This is a genomic window from Bellilinea caldifistulae, from assembly GCF_001306055.1.
Classification (GTDB): Bacteria; Chloroflexota; Anaerolineae; order Anaerolineales; family Anaerolineaceae; genus Bellilinea; species Bellilinea caldifistulae.
Window position 1 is genome coordinate 164868 of sequence record NZ_LGHJ01000016.1, and the last position, 24453, is coordinate 189320.

23 protein-coding genes and 2 tRNA genes are annotated in these 24453 nt (G+C 48.6%); 18 read left to right on the plus strand and 7 right to left on the minus strand.

Translation table 11 applies throughout. The features are described from left to right. The first annotated feature begins 58 nt into the window (after positions 1–58). The 6 genes from AC812_RS18000 to AC812_RS10790 are packed head-to-tail and all read left to right on the plus strand — an operon-like array spanning position 59 to position 8726. Positions 59–2152: a hypothetical protein gene (locus AC812_RS18000; RefSeq protein ID WP_061916049.1), complete on the plus strand. Its 2094-nt coding sequence runs from the start codon at positions 59–61 to the stop codon at positions 2150–2152. A 1-nt stretch (position 2153) separates the two neighbouring features. Next, positions 2154–2531 (plus strand): hypothetical protein, encoded by a 378-nt coding sequence (locus tag AC812_RS10770; RefSeq protein WP_061916052.1) that lies wholly within the window; start codon positions 2154–2156, stop codon positions 2529–2531. Continuing rightward, positions 2528–5341: a hypothetical protein gene (locus tag AC812_RS10775; protein WP_061916055.1), complete on the plus strand. Its 2814-nt coding sequence runs from the start codon at positions 2528–2530 to the stop codon at positions 5339–5341. The genes AC812_RS10770 and AC812_RS10775 overlap by 4 nt, the downstream gene beginning before the upstream one ends. Continuing rightward, positions 5341–7212 (plus strand): hypothetical protein, encoded by a 1872-nt coding sequence (locus AC812_RS10780; protein ID WP_061916058.1) that lies wholly within the window; start codon positions 5341–5343, stop codon positions 7210–7212. The genes AC812_RS10775 and AC812_RS10780 overlap by 1 nt, the downstream gene beginning before the upstream one ends. A gap of 9 nt (positions 7213–7221) precedes the next feature. Continuing rightward, complete coding sequence (locus AC812_RS17620) at positions 7222–8310, plus strand: hypothetical protein (RefSeq protein ID WP_061916061.1); 1089 nt, start codon at positions 7222–7224, stop codon at positions 8308–8310. Positions 8311–8321: 11 nt separating this feature from the next. Further along, positions 8322–8726: a tail fiber assembly protein gene (locus tag AC812_RS10790; protein ID WP_061916063.1), complete on the plus strand. Its 405-nt coding sequence runs from the start codon at positions 8322–8324 to the stop codon at positions 8724–8726. 4 nt (positions 8727–8730) lie between these two features. Here AC812_RS10790 and AC812_RS10795 read toward each other — a convergent pair whose 3' ends face one another. Together AC812_RS10795 and AC812_RS10800 are read right to left on the minus strand one after the other, a co-directional pair. Next, positions 8731–9603: a tyrosine-type recombinase/integrase gene (locus AC812_RS10795; protein ID WP_061916066.1), complete on the minus strand. Its 873-nt coding sequence runs from the start codon at positions 9601–9603 to the stop codon at positions 8731–8733. 69 nt (positions 9604–9672) lie between these two features. Then, positions 9673–9746 (minus strand) — tRNA-Val (locus tag AC812_RS10800). Positions 9747–9827: 81 nt separating this feature from the next. On the opposite strand from AC812_RS10800, the gene AC812_RS10805 reads away from it, so the two are divergent. The 3 genes from AC812_RS10805 (at position 9828) to AC812_RS10815 (ending at position 12486) form a co-directional block, all read left to right on the plus strand. Then, the gene (locus tag AC812_RS10805) at positions 9828–10598 is read left to right on the plus strand and encodes a fumarylacetoacetate hydrolase family protein (protein WP_061916071.1); all 771 of its coding nucleotides are present in this window, start codon (positions 9828–9830) and stop codon (positions 10596–10598) included. Between the two features lie 260 nt (positions 10599–10858). After that, positions 10859–11620 (plus strand): response regulator transcription factor, encoded by a 762-nt coding sequence (locus AC812_RS10810; RefSeq protein ID WP_061916074.1) that lies wholly within the window; start codon positions 10859–10861, stop codon positions 11618–11620. A 44-nt stretch (positions 11621–11664) separates the two neighbouring features. Next, on the plus strand, positions 11665–12486 hold the full coding sequence (locus AC812_RS10815) for a sortase (RefSeq protein WP_061916076.1): 822 nt from the start codon (positions 11665–11667) through the stop codon (positions 12484–12486). Here the strand turns inward: AC812_RS10815 and AC812_RS10820 are convergent. After that, entirely contained in the window at positions 12483–13154 is a 672-nt protein-coding gene (locus tag AC812_RS10820) for a sortase, YLP family (RefSeq protein WP_114676098.1), read from the minus strand. The genes AC812_RS10815 and AC812_RS10820 overlap by 4 nt on opposite strands. Before the next feature lie 227 nt (positions 13155–13381). Here AC812_RS10820 and AC812_RS10825 point away from each other — a divergent pair, with 227 nt between their 5' ends. From AC812_RS10825 to mreB, 9 genes are all read left to right on the plus strand, one after another. After that, entirely contained in the window at positions 13382–14137 is a 756-nt protein-coding gene (locus AC812_RS10825; protein ID WP_061916083.1) for a YebC/PmpR family DNA-binding transcriptional regulator, read from the plus strand. A gap of 5 nt (positions 14138–14142) precedes the next feature. Beyond that, on the plus strand, positions 14143–14631 hold the full coding sequence (gene ruvC, locus AC812_RS10830; protein ID WP_061916085.1) for a crossover junction endodeoxyribonuclease RuvC: 489 nt from the start codon (positions 14143–14145) through the stop codon (positions 14629–14631). Then, complete coding sequence (locus tag AC812_RS10835; protein WP_061916088.1) at positions 14628–15452, plus strand: TrmH family RNA methyltransferase; 825 nt, start codon at positions 14628–14630, stop codon at positions 15450–15452. The genes ruvC and AC812_RS10835 overlap by 4 nt, the downstream gene beginning before the upstream one ends. Then, entirely contained in the window at positions 15449–16027 is a 579-nt protein-coding gene (gene ruvA / locus AC812_RS10840; protein WP_061916091.1) for a Holliday junction branch migration protein RuvA, read from the plus strand. Before AC812_RS10835 ends, ruvA begins: the two co-directional genes overlap by 4 nt. A 135-nt stretch (positions 16028–16162) precedes the next feature. After that, positions 16163–17824 (plus strand): F0F1 ATP synthase subunit alpha, encoded by a 1662-nt coding sequence (atpA, locus tag AC812_RS10845; protein ID WP_061916093.1) that lies wholly within the window; start codon positions 16163–16165, stop codon positions 17822–17824. A 25-nt stretch (positions 17825–17849) separates the two neighbouring features. Then, entirely contained in the window at positions 17850–18752 is a 903-nt protein-coding gene (gene atpG, locus AC812_RS10850) for an ATP synthase F1 subunit gamma (protein WP_061916096.1), read from the plus strand. Positions 18753–18791: 39 nt separating this feature from the next. Next, positions 18792–20186 (plus strand): F0F1 ATP synthase subunit beta, encoded by a 1395-nt coding sequence (atpD, locus tag AC812_RS10855; RefSeq protein ID WP_061916098.1) that lies wholly within the window; start codon positions 18792–18794, stop codon positions 20184–20186. 12 nt (positions 20187–20198) lie between these two features. Further along, positions 20199–20633, plus strand: coding sequence for an ATP synthase F1 subunit epsilon (gene atpC, locus AC812_RS10860; RefSeq protein ID WP_061916101.1), 435 nt, complete (start codon positions 20199–20201; stop codon positions 20631–20633). Positions 20634–20709: 76 nt separating this feature from the next. Further along, a complete protein-coding gene (mreB, locus tag AC812_RS10865; RefSeq protein WP_061916103.1) occupies positions 20710–21717 on the plus strand; it encodes a rod shape-determining protein in 1008 nt (335 codons plus the stop codon). 15 nt (positions 21718–21732) lie between these two features. Here the strand turns inward: mreB and AC812_RS10870 are convergent, their stop codons facing one another. From AC812_RS10870 to AC812_RS10885, 4 genes are all read right to left on the minus strand, one after another. Continuing rightward, complete coding sequence (locus tag AC812_RS10870) at positions 21733–22386, minus strand: redox-sensing transcriptional repressor Rex (protein WP_082149055.1); 654 nt, start codon at positions 22384–22386, stop codon at positions 21733–21735. 113 nt (positions 22387–22499) lie between these two features. After that, a complete protein-coding gene (locus tag AC812_RS10875) occupies positions 22500–23198 on the minus strand; it encodes a zinc metallopeptidase (RefSeq protein ID WP_061916257.1) in 699 nt (232 codons plus the stop codon). Positions 23199–23319: 121 nt separating this feature from the next. After that, a tRNA-Arg gene (locus AC812_RS10880) sits at positions 23320–23391 on the minus strand. Positions 23392–23456: 65 nt separating this feature from the next. Then, entirely contained in the window at positions 23457–24443 is a 987-nt protein-coding gene (locus tag AC812_RS10885) for a PrsW family intramembrane metalloprotease (protein ID WP_061916106.1), read from the minus strand. Positions 24444–24453: the final 10 nt, after the last annotated feature.

Sequence of the window (24453 nt, forward strand, 5' to 3'; positions counted from 1 at the left end):
TCTTCATCGGGATCATTCTTGAACCAACTGCTATACATATTTCTATTTTAGGTGATTTATGGACGAAAAACAACTCCGGTTTTTGTTGATGTTCGGATCAGACGCTTCGAAAGCGCAGGAAGACTTCAAAAAATTGCAATCTCGCGCCGAGGAACTTCAAAAACGTATGCAAACCTTGCGCGAGACGATGAAATTGCATCAGGCGGTTGGTAAAGATGTAACTGCTCTTGAAAAAGAATTACAAGCGATTACCCACGAATTAGTAGAATTGGATCAAAAAGCGCAGCGCGCTCAAACCGCATTGCGTGGCATGGCCAATAGTTCACGGGATATACGTGATAATTTATTCAACCTGCGCGACATTGGCGAAAAACTCGACCGGATTGGTGGAACATTTGAGCGCTTTGGTAGAGGCATATTGTCGCCGTTAACCGGATCAATCCAATCTTACTTGCAATCCGCATCGCCTTTTGACACGGTTGCTTTTGCCTGGAAGCAAGCCCAAATGGATATACAGCAATCTTTCATGCGGATTGGTGCCGTAGCCACAAATGAACTATTGCCGGCCCTGCGTATGGCTGCCGATTTGGTTGCTAAAATTGCTAACCTGGTTGAGCGTAATCCTGATCTGGTCAAGGCCGGCTTGATGTTTGGCGGAAGTCTGGTTGCAATTGGCGGGCTGGCACAATTGGCTGGGCAGATTACGATGCTGGTTGGGGTTACAAAGGCGCTCAATATTCCGGCCTTGCTCGGCAGTATAGGTAGTGCTGGCGGTGCACTGCTCAATCCATATGTTGGCGTGACTGCTCTGGTTGGCATGGGCGCAGCGGCCGGTTACAGCGCATTATCCCGCACTGATTTTGGCGCGCAGCGCAATATGCAGGCAGCACCGGGACAATTGGCTACCATTGCGGCTTATTATTCCGGCCGTATTGGATTATTTGGTTCCGAAGAACGCGGGCAGCAGTGGGCAATGATGATTGGTCAATTGACGGGAGTAGTTGAAAAACATGCCGAAGCCGCCCAGCGTGATGCAATGGCAACCCAACAACAACTAGATGCATTTGCTGCTTATGAGCAAGCCCAGCAGCAGCGTACTGAGTATGAAAGGCGGGCACAGGCAGAGCGCAATCAGATTATCGCTGAGTTCGCTGCTCAACGGGTAGAAATTGAACGAAACTACGAAAATAATCGCAAATCGCTGATTGCTCAATATGCCGAACAGCGTCTGCGTCTGATGCGCGATTTTGCCCGCACCGAACGGCAGGCAGAGCAGGACTATTATCAAAACCGGCTCAAACTATCTCAAACATATCAGGTTGATGTTCGGCGGGCAGAAGAAGATCACCAACGGCGGATGCGGCAATTACGCCAAGAACATGATGAACGTTTGCAGGAGTTAATCGAAAATCGGGATGCGCTGGGTATTATTCGTGAAAAACGATCTTATGAACGCCGTCGGCAAGAGGAAGAAGAGACGTATCGAATACAATCTGCCCGCCGGTCCGAAGATTTTGCCCGTCAAATTCAGGAAATGGAGAGCCAGTTTGCCATACAGCGCCAGCGTCGTCTGGAGGATTATCGCCTACAACTCAATGATATGGCAGAACAGCACCGGCAGCGTATGGCTCAATTGGCCGTGCAGCGAGCAGAGGAATTGAAGCGGCTGGATGAACAGCAGCGCAAACGGTTGCAGCAGTTTGACCGGCAGTATCAGAACGAATTACAGCAGCTGCGCAATGCCGAACAAAATCGGCTCAATGTCCTGCGAATGCTGGCATTGAATGATCAAGCCTTACTCCAAAGAACCGGCGCAGAACTTACAGCCCGATACAAAGCCTGGCTGGAACAACAAGTCAAAGGCTTTTTGGACACAAAACCACAGCGGCGCGCATCAGGCGGTCTGGTCAATGCCTGGCAGCCTTATTTGGTAGGCGAGCAGGGACCGGAATTGTTTGTTCCCGGAATTAGCGGAACCATCGTACCGAGCTCATTGACCCGCGCCATGCTCTCGGATACTCAGTATAGGGGGGAGAAAGTTGTCAATATGCGAATTGAAACATCCAGTCTGACGCTAAATCAAGTCATGCGAGAGGTGGAGCGGCGCTTGGATCGGCGGGACCGCGTGCTGGCACGGGCAATAGGAGGTTAACATGGCCGATTTCAGAATCGGGACTTCGCAGGACAATATGACAAATATTGAATTATTAACCGTACCGTTGCCTGTACCGCGTTCGATCTTTCGCGAGTATGCAGAAATAGTAACAGCAGCAAGCGGGCGGGCGTACGGCCGCGGTTTACCGGTTTGTAAGTGGATTTTTTCTGTGTTGACTTCTGGGCAGCGGCAGCAGTTGAAATCCTACTGTGCCGGAGCATCGGCAGTGGTATATATCCGCACAATAGCCAATGATGACCAGTACTACAACTACCGTGCCATCATGCATTGGCCGAATGAAGAAGAGCGTGATCCTTCGAAGCGCCGAGACAGACTGGAATTTGAAATTGAATTTACTCATCTGGAAAAACTATGAGCCGTGCTTTGACTTCTCAAGAGTTGCAAATCTTGCGTTCGGATGGTCTGGCTACAAAACTGTTTGCCATTATTGATCAGCCTGTTACTGTTTTTAGTTGTCGGGTAAATCAAACTTTTTCGGGCAGTGAACCGATCGCACAAATTACGTATAACAATGCCAGTGGGAACATGAACAATGTGTTGTCTGGCATGACCGTTTTGGTTGGCAGCACTGCTGGCGCATGGGATAAAGGCCTGGCGCGGGTGCGGAAAACATGGACAAGCAGTATTGCTTATATTGGGGAAACATCCGAAATAGAATGGACAAATGGTCTTTATCTGACTGTAATAGATGAATTTTCAATTTGGCCGCGGCATTTACGGATGATCGGTGAAACGCCATATATGGATTACGACATTCCGTATAGCGATCAGCACAACAATTTCAATCCGGTTGTTGTAATGGGACCGGATCGGGTTGTCAAACTAAATAGTGCCAGTGTGAATATCAATTTGGATGCGTCTCCATCCTGGGCGTTTGGTAGCACGATTACTCAATATGCCTGGGGGGTTGTGAGTGGTAGTGGTACTTTGACGAATGCAAATACCGCAACGCCTATTTTGACCGTTACCACACCGGGACGAATTGTTTTGCGCTGCACTGTAACGGCGGCAAATGGAAAGAGCAGTACAGGGTATCGAACGATTTATGTTTACGATGACAGTACAACTTTGACGGAAGTGCAATTAGATGACCTGACAGGCAATTTGGATCAGGGTGGATATGAATTCAGTGTATTGCTGCCAAAGCCGGTATCCATTGTGCCGCGTGATTATTTGAAGGTTATTTTGTTTGCTGAAGAATATCCGCAATCCATAGGGTTTAATGGTGCTGAAAACATTCTGGCAATCGGCTGGCTGGATGAAAAAGAATGCATGGTAGATGAACAAAGTGGTCAAAGCCGGTTAGCGGTGAAAGGTGCACAATACTGGCTTGGGCGAATGATGGCTTTTCCGACCGGCGTGGAAAACACCAGCAGCACTCCAACACAATGGACGCAAATACAGGGATTGACGGTTGACAAAGCCATCTGGCATTTGCTGTATTGGCGCAGCACTCTGCCGAATTGCGCGGATGTGATACTGAGTGGTGATACACGAATTGCGCCGGCATTCAGAGCGGTGGGAAACTTGTGGCAGCAAATCAAATTGATTGCCGAAGAAAGCATTCTGGCCACGCCGTTTTGCGATTCGTACAATCGTTTTCTGTTGCAGGTCCATCCTAACTTGCGGACTGCTGCCGCAAGAACAAATATTCCGATTATCATGTCGCTTTCAAAAGACGATTATGAGTCTGTTGAGGTTTCAATCCGAAGTACGAATGTGGCGCAATATGAAGTTTCCGGTATTGGTCAAAACAATGAGCCAATTCTGGCTAAATCACCCGGTAAAGTTTTTGGGCGTTTCGGTCAGATACTCAGTAAAGAAGGACTTCTGTTCAGTAACAATCAAAATGCTTTGGAAACGGCCGGTTTGCTATTTACTCGTGAGAAACGGTTGTATGATTTTACAATTCATCTTATAAGTCCAAATAGGGTAATTAGTTTAGTGCCGTTTGGATTTTTATCTCTAGTAATAAATGAAGCGGATACACCAGCGAAGATAACTTTTTCTGGCAATGTCATTCCATATCGTGTTGAATATAGTTTTTCAAATGGGATATTGAAGCAAACGGTTTTTGCTGAACCAGAAGTGTTTCCAAGCATTGCTCAAAATATTATTGTGCCTGCGACACCGATTGTTGGCACACCTGAATTTTCTTTGCCGGATTTTGAGTTACCCACCTGGCCGGCATTGACGCCGGGGCGATTTTCGCCGCCTCTGATACCAGGTGATGACCCGCTGCCGCCCGAAGAAGGCGCGACCTGTCCCGTAAACGCTCCGGCCAATGGACCTTACATCTGGTCAATGTTTTATACACTGGTCAGTAACAGTACGTATCGTGTCAATTTGCCGATACGAGTTGTGATTCGATCCAGTAATCATGACAATAAGACGGTTTGGGGCATCCGTGGTCGGTTTTTGAAACTTAATCAGGATACCAATGTCTGGGAAGAAACGAATGAAAATACGTTTTACAACATTTATGCTTACAACAGCGCCGGGCAGCGAATAGCTACTGGTTTGAAAGACACGGTTTCCGATTGGCGTTACCGCACAGGAACTTTTCAACCGCCGGCTGCGGCAGAAATTGCTTATATCGGTGTGGAAATTGAGGCAGATTTGTTACGGCCAACGACCATTTATCCAGAAGTTGAAGCAGGTCATTTTTGGGATGATTGGGGTAGGGAACATGGCGAGCTGTCTTGGGGTTATCTCGGCGCTGGAATTTGGGCATTTATCAAGAACGCAAAATTAACCTACAACTATTCATGGAATGTATTCACAAAATTGAGACTTGGTGACTACTATGAATATTACCATGTGCCGTTCGTTATAAAACAAAAGGTACATGCATCTCAGGATAAAGGAAATATACTGTGGGCGCAAGGACAATTGCGATCGGATGCATTGGGTTGGACAGAGTTATGGTATGACGATTTTGCGGATGGTTTGATAACACCGCCATATCTCTGGTTTGTAGGCAAGGAATCTCAAGCGCTAGGCAGAGCATATACACACATAACTACAGCATTTGAAATACGTCCATCCGGTCAGACTCAGATTGTCATGCAGCATTACATCGAATGCTGGCGTAAGGCACGATATAAAATCGAATTACAAACTGTTGAGTTATGGAACGTTTGTCCTGTACCGAAGGAGGGATGATGAATAATTTGCAAAATGCATTGGCAAAATTAATCAAACACAAGCAGGATATTCTTACCGCTTATCCTGCTCGTTTGGGTGACGGCTCTGGAAAAGTTATTGCTGGTGCGGGTTTAGTCTATGTGCGTGTAGATGATAGCGTTACTATTGCGGCTTGCACGAACGTACCGCCAATTCATGATCTGAACGTTTGGGTGGGGTATGACCAGTTCCAGACAAGTCTGTTACGCGTATTGGGTCAGCGGGATATAACCGGTAAGCAAGATTTTGCGCCGGGGGTTTCAGCCCACGCTACCATGCATGAGTTTATGGGTGCGGGATCGCTGGGTGGTACCGATGTGATCAAAGTGCAATTGCAACAATTTATGCCGTTGGCAGTTTGGCCATATCAGCAACTAAAAGTTATTGTCTATCCCGGCGTCGTATGGATTGATAATCAATATAAATTGATTGCAGACACGAATCAATACGGCAAGCCTGTACCAAAAGTTATTGACTTCACTGAGTATCCAGCACCGGCGGTTAACAAGGAAATGTATTATCTGATCGGTATTGATAATACAGGCAATATACAAGTGGTAGGCGGCACGCAGGTGGATTGGGGGACGATTACACTCAATGATATACCAGACATACCATCCGTGATGCGTTATCCGCTCGCGGCAGTGCGGCGAACAAATGAGCAAGATGCAATTGTAATGAATCGCGAATCTTCCGATATTGTAGATTTGCGGTTTCCGCTGGCACACAAGCATACGGAGAACGATTTACCCAATAATGCTTTGAAGATTGGTGGGTATCCTGTGGACGTCAGTGGACTAACCGTGGGCAATACGTTGGTCTTCGATGGGACAAAATTTGCACCGGGCGATGCCGTTGGGGGGGGAGGGGGAATTCATTGGTACGTGGATGGACATCTTGAATCTAGCAGTGTAATTGTTCGCTCGTACGTTGCGCCGCGCGACATGACCATCCGCAAAATCTTTATGATGTTAGAGCAACTAGGCACAAGCGGGACGACTACGATTGATATTCGCAAGAACGGCACAACGATTTTTACCAATCCGACCAGCAAGCCGTCATTGGCGTACAACGCAAGCAACAGCGTAACAAGTGCAGTGTCAGAAGTAACCAGTGTTAGCGAAGGCGATATTTTGACACTACACTTAGACAGTGCGGCAATTGGCGCAGAGGGCCTGAATGTAGTGATTGACACCAGTAGTGGTGGAGGTGGTAGTGTTAGCGGTTTTGATGTTGGCATTGACGCGCCAATAAACTGGCCGTCGTCGCAACACAACGAGGAGTTCGACCAGTCGCTCGGCTCAAACTGGACTACCGTCAACATGGGGAGTAACTGGTACGGTGTAGCCAATGGCGCGCTGATTGTTAAACTCACAGGAGTTACAGACGAAAATGCAAGAATGGTGGCGAAGCCGATACCGTCGGGCAACTGGGTCTGTTACGCAAAAGTCGGCCTCGTCTCGCCAACATACGGTAGTGTTTCTAATTTTGTTAGCGTTGGAATCGGATTGTACGACCAAAACAGTGGAAGATTTGGATTACTGATGAATCAGCGAAACACGAGCGCCATTGAACTGTGTTTCCAGCTATGGAGCAGCTCATCTGCATGGGCGTCGTCCGTCTTCTCTGAAACGAACGTGCAGTATTTCCACCCGTACTTAATGATGGCTAAAAAATCCTCCGGATGGGACTTTGGATTTTCCTATGATGGTGCGGCTTTTGCGACATTTCTTTCTGGTTATAATCTCACGTATTTAACGCCAACTCACATCGGCATGTTTGTGCAAAATCGTGTGGGTAACCGCCAGTCCGCCCACACCATGCACTGGATGCGCTTCGAGATTCTGTAGGAGGCATTTATGAAGATTAACGACCAGCAGTTTGGGAGACCGCAGATATTATACAAGGCGACAAAGGTGCAGATTGAGGCTACGCCAAACCCACAGGCCGGCATGATTGCGTTTGCGACAGACACCAATCAGATAGGGATTTACACCAGCGGTGGATGGCAGTGGGGCAGTGGCGGCGATATGCTCAAAGCAGTTTACGACGTGGATAACGATGGCATTGTAGATGCCGCCGAGAGTGTAGATTGGAATGGAGTGCAAAATAAGCCGTCTACCTACCCGCCGTCCAGTCATCAGCACGCTGCTAGCGATGTAACCAGCGGCGTGTTTGACCCTGCCCGCATTCCAAACCTGGACGCAAGCAAAATCACAAGCGGGACGCTGAGCACGGACAGGTTTTCGGCATATAACGATCTGGTTGCCGAAAGTCGAATCGGTCTTGGGACGGATAGGGTTGTAGATGGTGTTTATCTGCGCAGTGCGCTAAATAAAAGCAGCAACATCGTAGAGGATTTTACATCGTCATCTGCGCCATCCGGTTGGCAGTGGGCAGGCAGTCCATTTGTCACGCCACCAGGCGTTACATTCGGCTATTCTGGCACGCTGCTGCGCGCTTATAACATTTCTGGCTCGTTCCGTGCGTTTTTTTACAAAACACCTGTTCCGTCTTTGTATTCTTATTCTGCGCTTTGCGGCTTTGATGTCGGGTCAGGATCGGCGGACATTGGTATTCGACTGGATGACGGAACGGATAACAATTACGCCGAGGTTGTTTGGCGCAACATTTACAGCACAACCGATCCAAACATCCGTGTCCACATCCGAATGCGAACTGGCGGTGGGACGGTTGTTGAGACAGAGGTTACAAATATGCGCCTTGCTTACATTCCTGCGTTTGACCGTCTCACGCTTATTGCTTTTGGCACCAGATGGTCTTCCTGGGATCCGCGTGCCGCCATTGATAATATCAATATACGTTTATCTGGTTCGCAAGTTCCCGGATCAAATGTGTCATGGACGCCGCAGCGGGTCGGAATTGTAATTTCCTGTGCCAACGCGCAAACATGGCACAACTACACTGTGGATGCGGTGGCGTTCTAGTGGAGGCGCTTATGTTGATTTATGAGACCGATACTGAGTACATCCTCGAACACGAAAACATCCGCATCATTGCGGATAAAAAGCAATGCCCTGCGGATTACGTCAGTTATCTGCAATCCGAGCTGGAAAATGCGCTGGCAGGCGCCAAAAGCGCTTCGCAATTAATCGAGGTTGACGGCAAGCTGGTTGCTGTCGAAGAGCCACCCAAGCCGCGCCTGACTGAATGGTCGAAGTGGCAAATCATCCGAGAAAAGCGGAATAGATTACTCGCCGAAAGCGACTGGACGCAAACACCTGACGCACCGCTTGATGATAAAAAGAGAGCCGAGTGGCGCGCATATCGTCAGGCGCTGCGAGAAATACCGCAGCGGTTTGAGCGAGCGGATGACGTGGCATGGCCGGAATGTCCGAAATGACGCATCACAGGCGCAGGTTATCAACCGGTGAAGCGCGGCGGTGGGTTTGCTCAAGGTCAGTGGAGGATAATCGAAGATAAAGCCTGACCATGTCCAGCGAAGCATGGCCGAGTAATTCTTGCAGGGTGAAAATATCGCCGCCATTGCGAAGGTAGAAAATCGCAAAGGTATGCCGGAAACGGTGGGGGTGACAATTTAAAACACCGGCGCGTTTGGCGATGCGCTCGATGATATTGCCAATTGCGTAACGGTCCAGCGGTTTTTCGTCACGGGTAGCAATAAGAGGAGCGTTGTTATTATCTAGGTTGCGACTGGCAATATAAGTCCACAATGCCCGGCGGCTGCTGTTGCCCAGTTTGACAATGCGCGGTCGGGACTTCTTACCGGTACGCCAGGGGCGCACGTGAATTGTGCCGGTTTCAAGATCAACATCCTTGATGGTCAGGCGAGCAGATTCAGAAACCCGCAGGCCGGTATCCAAGAGCAGAAGAATGATCGCTTTGTCGCGGAGTGTTTTACAGGCTTTGGTAAGTTTATGGATTTCCTCAACGCTGAAAGGATAGACGGGGGCAGGAGCAGGCTGAGGCATGGGAATATTGTCCGGCCTTTGCAGATGAAACTCATCTGATGCCCAGTTGAAGTACGAGCGGATAATTTTCCAATATACTTGAATCGTTGACTCAGACCGGTGATTATAGCGGAGATACTCGAAGAAATTTAGAATATCCGCCTGGGTGATCTGATTGACTGGTGGGTTGTTGAGGAAATTAGCAAAAATGACCAGGGATGTAAGGTAGTTATGGATAGTGATGGGGGAATAAGAGCGTGTAATTAGATAGAGTTTGAAACCCGGCAGCGACTGAATGAGTGAGAACATAGGGATGTGGTCTCCTTTCGCTGTAAACGGCCACAATCCCTGCGAAAGTGGGAAGGATGTGCACATTTGTGGGCGGAACAGGACTCGAACCTGCGACCCCATCCTTGTAAGGGATGTGCTCTAACCTACTGAGCTATCCGCCCTTTGGCAAGATTGGAAATATTATACCTTGTTTCTTTGTTCTGTGTTAAACTCTAAGAAGATTACACCATGGTGAGGGTGGTATGAGGTTTGTTCGCTATCAGATTGAATGGGATCAACCCCGCTGGGGGTGGATTTATGAGGATCGGGTTGGACCAATTGACGGGAACATCTTTGGTGATTATCGTCGTTTGCCGGCCGAAATGCCGCTTGATTCAGTGACATTGTTGCCCCCAATACTGCCAAGTAAAATCATTTGTATTGGCAGAAATTATGTAGACCACGCTCGCGAGCATGGAGTTGAGGTTCCCGAAATTCCATTAATTTTTCTGAAACCACCTTCCAGTTTGGTGGGACATTTACAGCCAATTGTCCTTCCTCCTCAATCTAAGCAGGTAGAACACGAGGCTGAATTGGGTGTGGTAATCGGAAAAAGGGGGCGATGGATTACTGCAGATGAGGCTAATCGCTATATCTTCGGTTATACCATTACGAATGATGTAACCGCTCGCGATCTTCAACGTAAAGATGGGCAATGGACACGGGGTAAAGGTTTTGATACATTTTGTCCGGTTGGTCCATGGATTGAAACCGAGATTGACCCCTATGATCTCCTGATCACCTGCAGGGTGAATGGAGATGTTCGCCAGATGGCTTCCACCCGGGACATGGTTTTTTCTATCCCTCAATTAGTAGCCTTTATTTCATCTATTATGACCCTTGAGCCAGGCGACTTGATTTTGACGGGCACGCCGGCCGGAGTTGGAAAACTGGAAGCAGGCGATAAAATCCAAATTAGCATTGAAGGTATCGGAGACCTGATTAACCCGGTAATTAGTGAAATCAATCCGTGAGTTGAACGGTATTTTGTAGTTTAATGATGGTTAGTATTGACAAACCATTTTTTTTTACTATAATGAAATTAACTTCTTATTTCTGAGTAATTAAGTCTCATTTAAAAGTCACCATACTCTTTCTGAGAGGCGGCGTTGATCTGAATGCTGAAACTGGTCGCTTTGCCCGCTATTCAAACGGGGCAGGTATTCAGGGAGCCAATAGCGAAACCGGCCTGGTGCCGGTTTTTGTGTTTCAATATCAGCCAAGGAGGAAAAAAATGGAAACACCAGTTGAAGAAGTTGGGGCGGATCTGGATGAATTCTATGCCAGTGAGCGCCCACGCATCCTGGTCGTTGAGGACGATCAGGATACCGCATTTTTGCTAAAACAAATTCTGCGGCATGCCGGTTTCGATGTTCTCAGTGCTTCAAACGGGAAAGAGGCGTTGAATAAAGTCAACCTCAGTTTTCCTGATTTGATTGTGCTGGACTTAATGATGCCGGAAATGGATGGATGGGAAACTGTCGAGCGTCTGCGAGAAGTCTCCAATATCCCAATTATTGTGGTGACGGCGTTGACGAACAAAGATAATGTGGTCACCTGCCTGCAAAAAGGGGTGGATGACTACATGACAAAGCCATTCTATAAAGCCGAGGTAGTGGCGCGGGTCAATGCGGTTTTGCGCCGGTCCAAATCCAATCGGGAAGGCAATCGCTTTGTATTTCCGCAAATTGGACTGGCTATAGATACCCAAACCCGAGAAGTTCGCCTGCGGAATACCCGAATTCAGCTGACTGGCAAAGAGTTTGGTGTGCTGCTGATGCTTGCCAAACATGCCCCGGAAATTGTCCATTACCAGAAAATTGCTCAAGGGGTTTGGGGAAGGGATTTTCCGCAAGCGCGCCAGCGGATTAAGTATCTGGTCTATCTTCTCCGGCAGAAGTTCGAGGAAGTTGATCCAACATTTGCCGAACGCATTATCAACATTGACCGATTGGGTTATAAACTCAATACGGGTGAGGAGAGTGCGAGTTTTTAACCGATGCCTTTCAACAAAAATCAGAATAGCAGAGCGTCAATCGCGTGATCAATCTCAAGGCAAAATCGTTGATTATCATCGGGGTGATATTGGTTTTGGTCGGCGTTGCCGGTTCGGCGTTGTCTATGGCCGAACTGGTGGGGATTAAGTTTACCAGTTTTGAGGATTGGGAGAACAATCAGGGAGATACCGGTTTCATACCTTTGTCAGTGCCTTTGAATTTTGAAACGGAGTATCCTAAAGGTGGATTACCATCTCTGCCTCCGCTTCCTACCCTCGCCGTTATAACACCCACCCTGAATCACATTGACGGAAATGAAAACCAATCGAGCACTCCTGGTGCGGAAGTCAGCCCAACCCCAGAGGCTACCCGACCGGCAGTAATTCCGACTCGTTTGATCATTCCATCTATTCAATTGGATGCGCCGGTTGTTCCAACCCGATCAAAACAAACCAGGATCGGTGGGGAAATTTATGAGCAGTGGCAGGCCCCAGACAAGTTTGCCGTGGGATGGTACACCGGCTCAGCAGTTTTGGGCCAGGTCGGAAATACGGTTCTGGTTGGACATCATAATGTGGAGGGTAAGGTATTTGAAAATTTACACAAAGTCCAACCTGGCGATGAGATCATATTGGCAGGCGGAACGGTTGCTTTTCGGTATCAGGTGGTCAATGTGATGATTCTGCCGGAACGTAATGTGGATGTGCAGACACGACTGGAAAATGCCCGATGGATATTGCCTTCTGAAGATGAGCGGATAACCCTGGTGACTTGCTGGCCGGCATGGTCAAATACCCACCGACTGATTGTGGTGGCTCAACCGGTGGGTGATCCTTTTTCTATTTCAGAAAATTCTGATAATTAGTGGAGCGAATATACGTTTTCCGGTTCAACCGGGGTAGCGATGATAAAAAGCCGTCCCCAGGAAAGCTCACCGTCTTTTTCAATGCAGGTTTGCAGGACAAGCGTCCCTTTTTGGGTGTAAATCTCATAAAACAAATCAGTTGCGGTGATGACCTTTTTGTCGGGGTCAGCCAGATTGATGAATTTTGAGTAAGGACTGTTGGGTGTTAGCGCTTGATAGCGGCGGATTTCCTCGACACGATATTCCTGATAGGTTTTATCACCGTAAACAATCGTGAGAACATCGCCTTCCTTAACTTTAAAGAACGTCTCTCCGATAAGGTGATTATGAGCCAGCAAAGCGGTAACCCCATACTGACTTGCCATGTTGAATTGGGTTATTTTTTTAGCATCCGTGCTGACAAACGCGGGGTTGTTTTTGGGCTGCTGAATGATTTCTGCCTGCAATAGCACGGGATGATATAGCCCGACCGGATAGGCGCTCATTGGGGTTTTGGCTACCTGAGTGATGAACGCTTCCAGCGGGTCTTGAGTAAGTTGGACAATAAAAGGCGGTTTGCCGTCCAGATAAACTGGAATGCCCGTGATGGGAATGGTTTTTTGTGACGGCAAGAAAACGGTGTTGAACAGGAGTGGAATCATCCAAAAAATTTGTCGAAATTTCGTCATGACTTAATGGTTTAGGAACTGGTTGATTTTGTTTGTGTTTGTGTTTGGTTATAATTTAGTAGTATTGCGGTGATTAATCAATATCGTTTTGGGGGTTGTAAACAGCCTGTAAGTTCAGGGGTGTTTGAGTCTCTTTTCGGGAAAAAACAATTTACCGACAAACGGCATGGTATAATTTAGAAAATTTTGACTGTCTGGCACTTGCTCAGGTTTAAGGAGAACATCATATGTCTGGTCATTCCAAGTGGGCAACCATTAAACGCAAGAAAGGGGCTATGGACGCCAAGCGCGGGCAATTATTTACCCGCCTGACGCGTGAAATTGTCCTTGCGGCACGGGAAGGTGGAGGAGACCCGGCAACCAATTTTCGCCTTCGGCTGGCGGTTGAAAAGGCACGCAGCCAAAATATGCCTAAAGAGAACATCGAACGTGCCATCAAGCGCGGTACGGGAGAATCCAAAGATGGAGCTGCATTTGAGGAAGTATTCTATGAGGGCTATGCACCTCATGGGGTTGCTTTGATGATCGAATGCGTGACTGAGAACCGCAATCGTACGGTGGCTGAAGTGCGTCATGTACTTACCCGAGCCGGCGGCAGCCTGGGTGAGGCGGGATCGGTGGCCTGGCAATTTAAACGGGCAGCCTATTTTGCCGTCCCCGGCGATGAATCGGTCATGGAAAGATTATTTGATGTGGCCGTGGTGGCGGGTGCGGAGGACGTCAATTACGATGATGGCACGATTGAAATTATCGGGCCGGTTGAATCCTTCAAGACCCTGTCCGATGCACTGCGTCAGGCTGGGTTTCAACCCGAAGATGCCGGTTTACGAATGATCCCAACCTCTGAAATGGAGCTTGGAACAGAGGAAACCTTACAGGTCTTGCGGGCAATCGAAAGTCTGGAAGATCTGGATGATGTGCAGAATGTGTATCATAATCTGCGCATCTCTGAGGAGGCGCTGGCAACTTTGGCAGAGGAATAAGCCTCGTGATTGTAGTGGGTATTGATCCGGGGGTGGCTACTACCGGCTACGGTGTAGTTCGGGATACCAGAGATGGTATTGAGTTGGTGGACTACGGCATCATTACCACACCGCCGGACATGGCACTGGCTCAACGTTTATTGGTACTGCACCAGGAACTGCAAAAAATCATTCAACTCCACCGCCCGGAAAGCTCGGCGGTGGAGAAACTGTTTTTTCAAAAAAACGTGACGACTGCCATCGCCGTTGGCCAGGCAAGAGGAGTAGCCTTACTGACCCTTGCGGAGAATCGGATTGAGGTGAGTGAATACACCCCCCTGGAAGTCAAACAGGCGGTTGCGGGTTATGGCTCAGCGGATAAAAAGCAGGTTCAGTACATGGTCAAAGCAATCCTGAACATGGAAAAGATTCCCTCACCGGATGATGCGGCAGACGCATTGGCGATTGCAATCTGTCATTTGCACAGCATCCGTTTTAAAAATCTGGAAAAATGATCACCAGTCCTTCCAATCCGACCATCAAACAAATCCGAAAATTGCGGGAACGAAAAGAGCGCCAGCGGAGTGGATTGTTTTTTGTGGAGGGATTGCGGATTGTTGGCGAAGCCCTGGCTTCAAACTGGTCTATCGAATATCTGATTTATTGTCCATCGTTATTAAACAGCCTGTTCGGTCTGCAACTGGTTGAGAAATTCCAAGCAAATGGTGGAAATATTCTGTCGGTCAGTGAAGAAGTGTTTGTTTCAATTTCCTCAAAAGATGGGCCTCAAGGAATTGCGGCAGTTATTCATCAGCAATGGGTTGATTTGGATAAAACTGTACCGCGTGAGGATGAAATCTGGGTAGCATTGGATTCAATTGCCGATCCGGGCAATCTGGGAACGATCCTGCGTACCAATGACGCAGCCGGGGTCAAAGGTGTTATTCTTTTAGATCAATGCACCGATCCTTATGATCCGGCAAGTATTCGAGCCAGTATGGGGGCAGTGTTCAATCAAGCCCTGATTAGAGCCACTTTTCAACAATTTGCTTTTTGGAAAAGGAACCATTCGATCCCCGTCATCGGTACTTCGGATAGAGCCAATCAAGATTACCATTTTTTCGAATATCCCCAACGGCTGGTATTGCTGATGGGCAGTGAGCGGCAAGGATTGCAAGAAAAACATTTTGCGATTTGTGATGAGAGCGTAGCAATTCCCATGCGAGGTAAAAGCGATTCGCTCAATCTGGCTATTGCCACGGCGCTGTGCGTTTATGAAATCTTCAACCAGAGGCGGGAAAATCCGTACAAACGGGAAGGTGTTGAAAATCCATGATCGTATACCTACAAGGCGAAGTTGTTCGAACCGAGCGAGACAGTTTGGTCATTCAGCTGGGAAGTGTGGGTGTGAAGGTGTTTGTGCCGACCACTACCGCCCGGCAGTCCCGTGCGGGTGATGTGGTTTTTCTGCATACTCATCTGGTGGTGCGTGAAGATGGCTGGTCGATATACGGATTTGAATCCGAAACCGAACGAGATTTTTTCATCTTGCTTTTAGGGGTGAACGGAGTTGGCCCGCGAATGGCGCTTTCTATTCTCTCCACTCTATCAGTGGATAATATTCGTCAGGCTGTTTTCAGCGAACAAGCCGAATTGTTTGCGCGGGTGCCCGGCGTTGGAAAACGAACAGCTCAAAAAATTTTGCTGCATTTACAGGGTAAAGTGGGCGAAGGGGGACCTTTAGAGCGGGCTATTGGCCTTATGGATGTGGACTTGCAGGTTTTGGAAGCACTGACTGGCCTGGGTTACAGTGTTGTGGAAGCCCAAAGCGCAATTCAATCCCTGCCGCGGGATGCCTCGCCAGATGTTGAGGAAAGGTTGCGGCTAGCCCTCCAGTATTTCTCTAAATGAAACCCGCTGAATTTTGTCCACGCTTGTAACTGGACAAAGGTCTTTCTTTCTAGTATGATTTAACCCGTTAATTAGACGAATTATTTCATTATTTGTCAGGAATGCCGTCAAATCTTACTTCTTTTCGGAGGCTCAATGACCGACCTGATCAGACAATTAACCAGTGACCTTCAAGAAAAAATCGAATCTTATCAGCCGCATCTGGAAATCCGGAATGTTGGCACGGTGATTGAAGCCGGTGATGGTATTGCTCAGGTAGAAGGACTGGCCGGTGTGCAATCTCAGGAACTGGTGGAGTTTGAGAATGGGGTGATGGGGATCGCCTTCAATCTCGAAAAAGATCGGGTTGGCGTTACTATCCTGGGAGATTACCTGACGGTTTCAGAAGGAATGCAGGTCCGCTCCACCGGGCGGATTGCCTCGGTGCCAGTTGGAGATGGTCTGATAGGACGGGTAGTTAATGCACTGGGGGAGCCGATTGATGGGAAAGGGCCGATTGTTTTTAACCGTTACCGGCCCCTGGAAAGAATTGCGCCCGGTGTGGTGGAACGACAGGATGTGGATACACCGGTACAAACGGGTATCAAAGCCATTGACGCCATGATTCCGATTGGAAGGGGGCAGCGCGAGTTAATCATTGGTGACCGTCAGACTGGCAAAACTGCCATAGCGATTGATACGATTATCAATCAGAAAGGCAAAAACCTGATTTGCATTTACGTGGCTATTGGGCAGAAAAAGGCTGCTATTGCGCGAACGATTGCCTTGCTGGAACGCTTTGGGGCGATGGGACATACAATTGTGGTCATGGCGTCGGCAGACGAACCGGCAGCCATGCAGTATATTGCTCCGTATGCAGGCTGTGCGATTGGTGAAGAGTTTATGGAAACCGGCCGAGATGCGCTGGTGATTTACGATGACCTTTCCAAACACGCCTGGGCATACCGTCAGATTTCCCTGTTGTTACGGCGTCCGCCAGGACGCGAAGCCTATCCCGGGGATGTGTTTTACCTGCATTCCCGCCTTCTGGAACGAGCAGCCCGACTGGCGACCCACTACGTGATTGTGCCGAAAACTTATGAAGGGGCAAAAGCCAAAGCCACTGATGGTGTGGATGGAAAAGAGTACCGCGGCCCGCTGGCTAAACACGAGGCAGAACAAGCCTTGAAAACCCTTTCAGATGCCGATCAGTACAAAATACTGCCGGTTGAAGGAACGGGTGGCTCTTTGACGGCCTTGCCCATCATTGAAACGCTGTTGGGGGATGTTTCGGCGTATATTCCCACCAATGTCATCTCTATTACGGATGGGCAGATTTATCTCGAGTCAAACCTGTTTAACGCGGGCATTCGACCGGCCATCAATGTGGGTATTTCGGTCTCCCGTGTGGGAGGGGACGCTCAAACCAAAGCCATGAAACAGGTTGCCGGTCGGCTTCGCTTGGACATGGCTGCCTTCCGTGATCTGGCTGCATTCGCACAATTTGGGTCAGATCTGGACAAAGCCACGCAGGCTCAATTAAACCGCGGTTTACGCCTACAAGAAATTCTAAAACAGCCTCAATATGAGCCGATGTCATTGGAAAATCAGGTGATGTCACTCTTTGCGGGGGTCAACGGATTTGTTGATCATGTGCCAGTTGACCGGGTTAAGGCCTGGGAAAGTGCCTTTCTGCGTTACATGGAGTCGTCTCATCCGGATATCGGAAGAGATATTCAGGACAAGAAAATGATCACACCCGAAACAGAAACCCGTTTACGGGAGGCTATTCAGGGTTTTAATGCGGGTTGGGTGTAATAACCCCGGCGAATGAGGGATCAGCATGCCATCTATTCGTGAAATGCGGCTGCGAATTCGCAGCATCAAAAATCTGGCTCAGGTGACGAAGGCGTTGGAAACCGTCAGCGCCAGCAAGGTGAGAAGGGCGATTCAAGCTAACGAACAAACCCGCCCTTATGCCAAAAAAGCCTGGGAAGTGCTGGTACATCTTTCCCGTCAACCGGGACGAAAGAGCCTGCATCCTTTGCTGGCGGACAGGGAGGAAGCCAAAAAAGATTTAGTGGTGCTGGTTACCTCAGACCGTGGGTTAGCGGGAGCTTATAATGTCAATATCGTCCGGCATACGCTGATTGCAATGCGGGAACATGATGTGCCGGCTGTATTTGTTACGGTGGGGAGGAAAGGCCGGGATATGCTGATCCGACGGCGCAGGCCGGTGATTGCTGAGTTCAGTGGATTACCGGTCAATCCGTCCTTCAATGTTTGCGCTCCAATTGGTAAACTGGTGGTGGATGAATACCTGAAAGGCAATGTGGATGAAGTTTTCATTGCTTACACCGAATTCATCAGCATGTTGAAACAGGAACCCGTCATCCGCCGCTTATTACCACTAAAACCGGAAGAGAATCCGACCATCCAGCAAATTCGTTCAGCGTCTATTTCAACCCGGGTGTTTTCTTACGAGCCCGGAGCAGAAGAACTGCTGGATGAAATAATCCCGCGCTTCACCGCTTTGCAGATTTATCAAGCCATTTTATCCGCGCAGGCCAGTGAACATGCTGCTCGCATGGTTGCCATGCGCAATGCAACCGATAGCGCCAAAGAGCTGGTCGGCGCATTGCAAATTGAGTACAACAAGGCCCGACAGGCTTCAATTACAAACGATATTCTGGATATTACCGGAGGCGCGGAAGCGCTTGCTCAGGCAATGGCAGAAAGAGAATAGGGCAATTTCTGAGAAATTGACGGAGGAATTTTTTAAGATATGGAAAAAGCAACCGGTCGTGTGGTTCAAATTCTGGGGGGAGTGGTGGACGTTGAATTTCCGGCGGATGATCTGCCCGAATTGTATGAAGCCGTTGAAGTTGATCGGGACGGCAAAGCGCCGCTTGTTCTGGAGGTTGAGAAACAACTTCCCGATAACTGGGTACGTTGCATTGCAATGGACTCCACGGATGGATTGGTGCGTAATTTACCGGCACGCCGGACCTATGCACCGATCAAAGTGCCGGTGGGCGAGGCCACGCTGGGGCGTATTTTCAATGTGCTGGGCAGGCCGGTTGACAATCTTGGACCGGTTGTTTCGGATGTCTATTACCCCATTCATCGTCCTGCACCAACTTTTGCTGAACAATCCACACGGGTTGAGGTTTTCGAGACCGGCCTGAAGGTCATTGATTTGATTGCACCCTTTACCAAAGGTGGTAAAACAGGCATTTTTGGTGGGGCTGGTACCGGTAAAACAGTGATCATTATGGAGCTGATTCGCTCGATTGCAACGGTTCATCAGGGTAATTCCGTGTTTGCGGGAGTAGGTGAACGCACCCGTGAAGGCACTCAACTTTACCGCGAGATGCTCGAATCGGGCGTGATGAAAGACACGGTTATGGTTTTTGGGCAAATGAACGAACCGGCTGGTGTGCGCCTGCGAGTAGCCTTGACGGCACTTTCAATGGCGGAATACTTCCGCGATCAAGGACGGGATGTATTGTTATTCATTGACAATATCTTCCGTTTCACCATGTCCGGTTCGGAAGTATCGGCGCTGTTGGGGAGAATGCCATCTGCCGTGGGTTACCAGCCCACGCTGGCTACCGAAATGGGCGAATTGCAGGAGCGAATTACTTCAACCCGCAATGGTTCGATTACCTCGATGCAGGCAGTTTATGTGCCCGCTGATGACTACTCCGACCCGGCGCCGGTGGCGACTTTTACTCACCTGGATGCCACCATTGCGCTGGAACGTTCGATTGTGGAAAAGGGCATCTTCCCGGCGGTGGATCCGCTGGCTTCCACTTCGCGGATTTTGGATCCGAATGTTGTCGGGCAGGAACATTATTCCACTGCCCGAGAGGTTCAACGGGTACTGCAACGCTATAAAGATTTGCAAGACATCATCGCAATTTTGGGCATTGATGAATTGAGTGAGGATGATAAATTGATTGTTTCGCGTGCCCGGAAAATTGAGCGGTTTTTCTCCCAGCCGATGTTTGTGGCTGAAAAATTCACCGGCCGTCCTGGCCGCTATGTTCCGCTCAAAGAAACCGTGCGCGGCTTCCGGGAAATTCTTGACGGCAATTGTGATGATTTGCCGGAGCAGGCTTTCTACATGGTTGGCACAATTGACGAAGCCCGCGAAAGAGCCAAAGAACTGGCATAAGTGAGTAATCCCATGCCGATTCATTGTGAAATCATCTCTCAAGACCGAATCGTCTTTCAGGACGATGTGGATATTGTTGTGCTGCCGGGTGAAGAAGGGGTGATGGGGATTTTACCCAATCACGCACCTTTACTGACCACCTTGAAGTACGGGATTATCACGGTTCGCAAAAAAGGCGAAGAGCAATACTTCACGGTTGCCGGCGGTGTGGCGGAGGTGCTCCCGGAAGAAGTGGTCATTTTAGCCGATGCGGCTGAAAATGTCATGGAAATCAATCTGGCGCGTGCCGAGGAAGCCCGCCGCCGGGCAGAGGAATTGCTCAGCAAGATTGGCGATGTGGACACGGACGAATATCTGGCGGCACAGGCAGCATTGCGGCGCAGTACCTTGCGGATCAGCGCTGCACAAAGGTATCGCAGCGGGCAGCCCCGAATAGGCGGCGGTTAAGACATATGGGGTATAATCAAATCAAGGTGCCATAGGTGGGCATCTCATCTTTGTGAATGGAAGGAAATAGAGCGATATGCCTGCATTTTCAAGGGAATTGGGCATTGATTTGGGCACGCTCAATACCGTAATTGCGGAAGGCAACCAGATTTTATTGCAAGAGCCAACCGTGGTTGCGATTGTGGTTGATGAACAAAAGATGGTCGAATGGGGGCAGGCCGCCAGAGATATGATGGGCCGTGTTTCGGAGAGCATTGAGGTGGTGCGGCCTTTACGGCATGGTGTCATTGCCGAATTTGAAATTACCGAGAATTTATTGCAGTATCTTGTTAAGAAAATTTGCGGGCCGATGTTAATTTTTCGCCCCAGAATCATTATCACGGTTCCGTATGGGATTACCAGTGTGGAAACCCGAGCTGTGCATGAGGCGGGGTTGGGTTCAGGCAGCCGAGAAGTATTCTTGATAAAGCAGCCGCTGGCTGCGGCATTGGGAATTGACCTGCCGATCAATACACCTTCCGGCAACATGATCATTTCGCTGGGGGGTGGGACAAATCAGGTGGCCATCCTGGCAATGAATGATATTGTCACCGCGGAAACCTCGCGCACCGGCGGTTTGTATATGGATGAAGCCATTATCAATTACGTCCGAAAGAAGTTTGGGGTGATCATTGGACAGACAACCGCCGAGCTGCTCAAAATTCGGATTGGCGCTGCCATTCCTTTAGAACAACAACTGACAATGGAAGTGCAGGGACAGGATCAAGTGAGCGGTTTACCAAGACCTGTCAGTTTGACGACCGATGATATTGTGGATGCTCTTCAGGAACCGCTGGATGAGATCGTTGCGCTGGTCAAACGGGTTTTGGAAAAGACTCCTCCCGAATTGATCTCCGATATAATTGACCGCGGCGTGGCGCTTTGCGGAGGAGGTGCTTTACTGCGTGGAATGGATAAATTCCTGACCAAGTCGCTGGGTATTCCAGCCTATCTGGTGGATAACCCCCTTACCTGCACAGCCGAGGGAGCCTGCCGTGCCCTGGCCATGCGGGATACGCTGCGGCGGAGTTTGATTAATTTTTAGGTGGCGGGTAGCCCATTAATCCAAGTAGTAAGTCATGTGCTGAAGCTTGATGATCGGGTCAATGTTCTCCACATGAATATCGTCCGGTAAATTGAGACTGATGGGGGCGTAGTTAAGGATGGCGCGAATGCCGGCATCCACCAATTCTTCTGCTACCATTTGAGCAACGGATGCCGGAACGGTCAACATGGCTATCTTAATTCCCAATGAAGGGATTATTCTTTTCATTTCCCGACTGTCTTGAATGATCAGACCGGCAACTTCCTTACCGATTTTTTCAGGATCATTATCAAAAGCCGCTGTAATACGGAAACCGTGTTCAGCGAAGCCTTGATAACGGGCAAGTGCGTTGCCCAAATCACCCATCCCAACCAGGGCAAGGTCCCAAATTCTGGTTAATTTTAAGATGGATTGCAGTTGTTCAACCAGAAAGGCAACCGAGTAACCTGTGCCTTGTTTGCCAAATTCGCCAAATTGAGAGAGGTCTTTGCGAATTTGCGCAGCAGAGATACCAATGGCTTCACCCAGTTCCTGCGAAGAGGTGGTCTTAATCCCTTCGCGGTACATGTGCTCTAGGGCTTGAAGATAGCGGGGTAGCCTCCCAACGACAATATCGGGAACGGTTCTGGTGATCATTTGACCTCGCTGTTGATCAAGATTAGATTCCATTTGTAATGGTTTAATTTTACATTAACTATCCATTTTTTGTGCGTATTTTCACAGAAAAAATTAGCACATGGCTTTTTGCCATGTGCTAATGAAGGTTGAACCGAGGGATTGATTTAGTCCCGATTACGCCCTGTCAGGAGAAATACATAATAAAGGATGGTGGAAATTGCCTGAACGGCAGCCGCCACGTAGGTCAAAGCAGCTGCATCCAGTACGCTATTAACCCCGCGGATCTCCTCGTTGTAAATTGCGCCAGAAGTGGATAACCAGGCTTTGGCGCGCCGGGATGCGTCAAATTCTACGGGCAAGGTTACCAGTGCAAATACTGCTGCCAGGGCAAACAATCCAATACCCAACCAGGCAATTGAAGTGCCAATTGTCGGTGAGAGGAAGAAACCGATAATAAAGATAATCGGCCCGAGCCAGCTCCCAAGTTGAACCCCGGGTACCAGTGCGGTTCGGAGTTGAAGCATGGCATAACCGCTGGCATCCTGAATGGCATGTCCAGCTTCGTGGGCAGCTACACCTGCAGCAGCGACGCTGTTGCTTTGATAAACCTGCGGGCTGAGACGCAGTACTTTGGCGCGCGGGTCGTAGTGGTCGCTTAAGAAACCGTGGGATTGCTCAACCCGCACATTTGACAGGCCAACCGAATCGAGCATTCGGCGCGCAATTTGGGCACCGCTCAAACCGGCATAGGTTCGAACCCTCGAATATTTATTAAATGCACTTTGTACCCTGATTTGAGCCCAAAAACCCAAAATAAGAGCTGGCAGGGAAAAGAGGATGTATAAACCGTATCCTCCAAACATCAGGTCCATGTTCTAATCCTCCATGTTGACATTATTATTTTCTTCTTTGTCCAGGTTACCGAAATCATTTATACCAGACAAGTATTAGTAGAATGTTAACAAAGGATAGATTAAAAATTAGTGCGCCCGCCGAGACTCGAACTCGGGCTCTTACCTCCGGAGGGTAATGTGATATCCACTTCACTACGGGCGCAAAAAAGACTATTTGAATGTGCCTAGATTTTACCACGCTTTCGGATGAGGACAAGATTTTTAAAATTAATTGATCAGGGGGCTTAATTGAGCTAATTCATTACGCAGTTGAGTGATGATTTTCTGATTCCCGCCTTCGTCACCCATCCGCCGAAATTGATGTTTTTTATGGGCAAGTTCAGCACAAAGTTGATAAAAATGGGATATTGTGCGGAAAGTTGGTTTCCCCAGATATTTGAGGAGGGCTTTAATCCGGGCAATATTGGAAAAGGATTCGAGGTACTGTTCCATAGTAATGATTCCCAAATGCACCTCTTCTTTTAACTCGAACTGAATTAACTTTTTCTCTCGGTGAATGACATAGATAATGAAAATACTCAGCCCAATCCAACCGGTCCAGTCAAATATAGTTCCTACCACAATCCCAGCCACGCCTGGGATTAAGGCGGGTATGGTATTGTGGATACTGTGCAGTAAGATGGAAACGATCAGACCTGAGATTGGGTATAAAAATCTTTTCGGCCAATTGGGGGTTAAGCGAGCCAGTGCCAGACCAATTCCGAAGAATGCTGTATAGAATGGGTGCTGCCAGCCAACCAAAACCACCCGAATGAAAACCAAAGTGAATAAGCCCGGATAGCCACTTTCCAAATACCCAAAGTTGTAAATATAGTAGGTGTTTTCGGTAGCCGCAAAGCCCAGGGCGGTGATTCCGGCGTAGACAATTCCGTCCAGCACAGAATCGAACTCTTTGCGGTAAAAATAGAAGACGATTAGAACTGCCATACCCTTTAAAATTTCTTCAATCAGCGGGGCGATGACTGAACCGGTGGTTTGCTGAGCAATAAGTTCCGAACCGGTGAGGAAAAATATGCCTGCTCCCAGCAGCGTATTGATCAAGAAAGCAAAACCAGCAGCAATCACTGCACCCCATACGAAGGCACCACCTAACAGGTGACGGGGTTCCTTTTCAAAGCGGTCCAGCCAGTAGACGAAAAAGGCGAACACCAGCATAGGTAAAAAGCCAAATATGACCGAAAGGATAAAGCCCATTTTTACAAAC

Excerpts from the sequence above, each read along its gene's own strand:
- AC812_RS18000 (WP_061916049.1), top strand. The coding sequence starts at position 59 with ATGGACGAAAAACAACTCCGGTTTTTGTTGATGTTCGGATCAGACGCT.
- AC812_RS10770 (WP_061916052.1), top strand. The coding sequence starts at position 2,154 with ATGGCCGATTTCAGAATCGGGACTTCGCAGGACAATATGACAAATATT.
- AC812_RS10775 (WP_061916055.1), top strand. The coding sequence starts at position 2,528 with ATGAGCCGTGCTTTGACTTCTCAAGAGTTGCAAATCTTGCGTTCGGAT.
- AC812_RS10780 (WP_061916058.1), top strand. The coding sequence starts at position 5,341 with ATGAATAATTTGCAAAATGCATTGGCAAAATTAATCAAACACAAGCAG.
- AC812_RS17620 (WP_061916061.1), top strand. The coding sequence starts at position 7,222 with ATGAAGATTAACGACCAGCAGTTTGGGAGACCGCAGATATTATACAAG.
- AC812_RS10790 (WP_061916063.1), top strand. The coding sequence starts at position 8,322 with ATGTTGATTTATGAGACCGATACTGAGTACATCCTCGAACACGAAAAC.
- AC812_RS10795 (WP_061916066.1), bottom strand. The coding sequence starts at position 9,603 with ATGTTCTCACTCATTCAGTCGCTGCCGGGTTTCAAACTCTATCTAATT.
- AC812_RS10805 (WP_061916071.1), top strand. The coding sequence starts at position 9,828 with ATGAGGTTTGTTCGCTATCAGATTGAATGGGATCAACCCCGCTGGGGG.
- AC812_RS10810 (WP_061916074.1), top strand. The coding sequence starts at position 10,859 with ATGGAAACACCAGTTGAAGAAGTTGGGGCGGATCTGGATGAATTCTAT.
- AC812_RS10820 (WP_114676098.1), bottom strand. The coding sequence starts at position 13,154 with ATGACGAAATTTCGACAAATTTTTTGGATGATTCCACTCCTGTTCAAC.
- AC812_RS10825 (WP_061916083.1), top strand. The coding sequence starts at position 13,382 with ATGTCTGGTCATTCCAAGTGGGCAACCATTAAACGCAAGAAAGGGGCT.
- AC812_RS10835 (WP_061916088.1), top strand. The coding sequence starts at position 14,628 with ATGATCACCAGTCCTTCCAATCCGACCATCAAACAAATCCGAAAATTG.
- ruvA (WP_061916091.1), top strand. The coding sequence starts at position 15,449 with ATGATCGTATACCTACAAGGCGAAGTTGTTCGAACCGAGCGAGACAGT.
- atpA (WP_061916093.1), top strand. The coding sequence starts at position 16,163 with ATGACCGACCTGATCAGACAATTAACCAGTGACCTTCAAGAAAAAATC.
- atpG (WP_061916096.1), top strand. The coding sequence starts at position 17,850 with ATGCCATCTATTCGTGAAATGCGGCTGCGAATTCGCAGCATCAAAAAT.
- atpD (WP_061916098.1), top strand. The coding sequence starts at position 18,792 with ATGGAAAAAGCAACCGGTCGTGTGGTTCAAATTCTGGGGGGAGTGGTG.
- atpC (WP_061916101.1), top strand. The coding sequence starts at position 20,199 with ATGCCGATTCATTGTGAAATCATCTCTCAAGACCGAATCGTCTTTCAG.
- mreB (WP_061916103.1), top strand. The coding sequence starts at position 20,710 with ATGCCTGCATTTTCAAGGGAATTGGGCATTGATTTGGGCACGCTCAAT.
- AC812_RS10870 (WP_082149055.1), bottom strand. The coding sequence starts at position 22,386 with ATGGAATCTAATCTTGATCAACAGCGAGGTCAAATGATCACCAGAACC.
- AC812_RS10875 (WP_061916257.1), bottom strand. The coding sequence starts at position 23,198 with ATGTTTGGAGGATACGGTTTATACATCCTCTTTTCCCTGCCAGCTCTT.
- AC812_RS10885 (WP_061916106.1), bottom strand. The coding sequence starts at position 24,443 with ATGGGCTTTATCCTTTCGGTCATATTTGGCTTTTTACCTATGCTGGTG.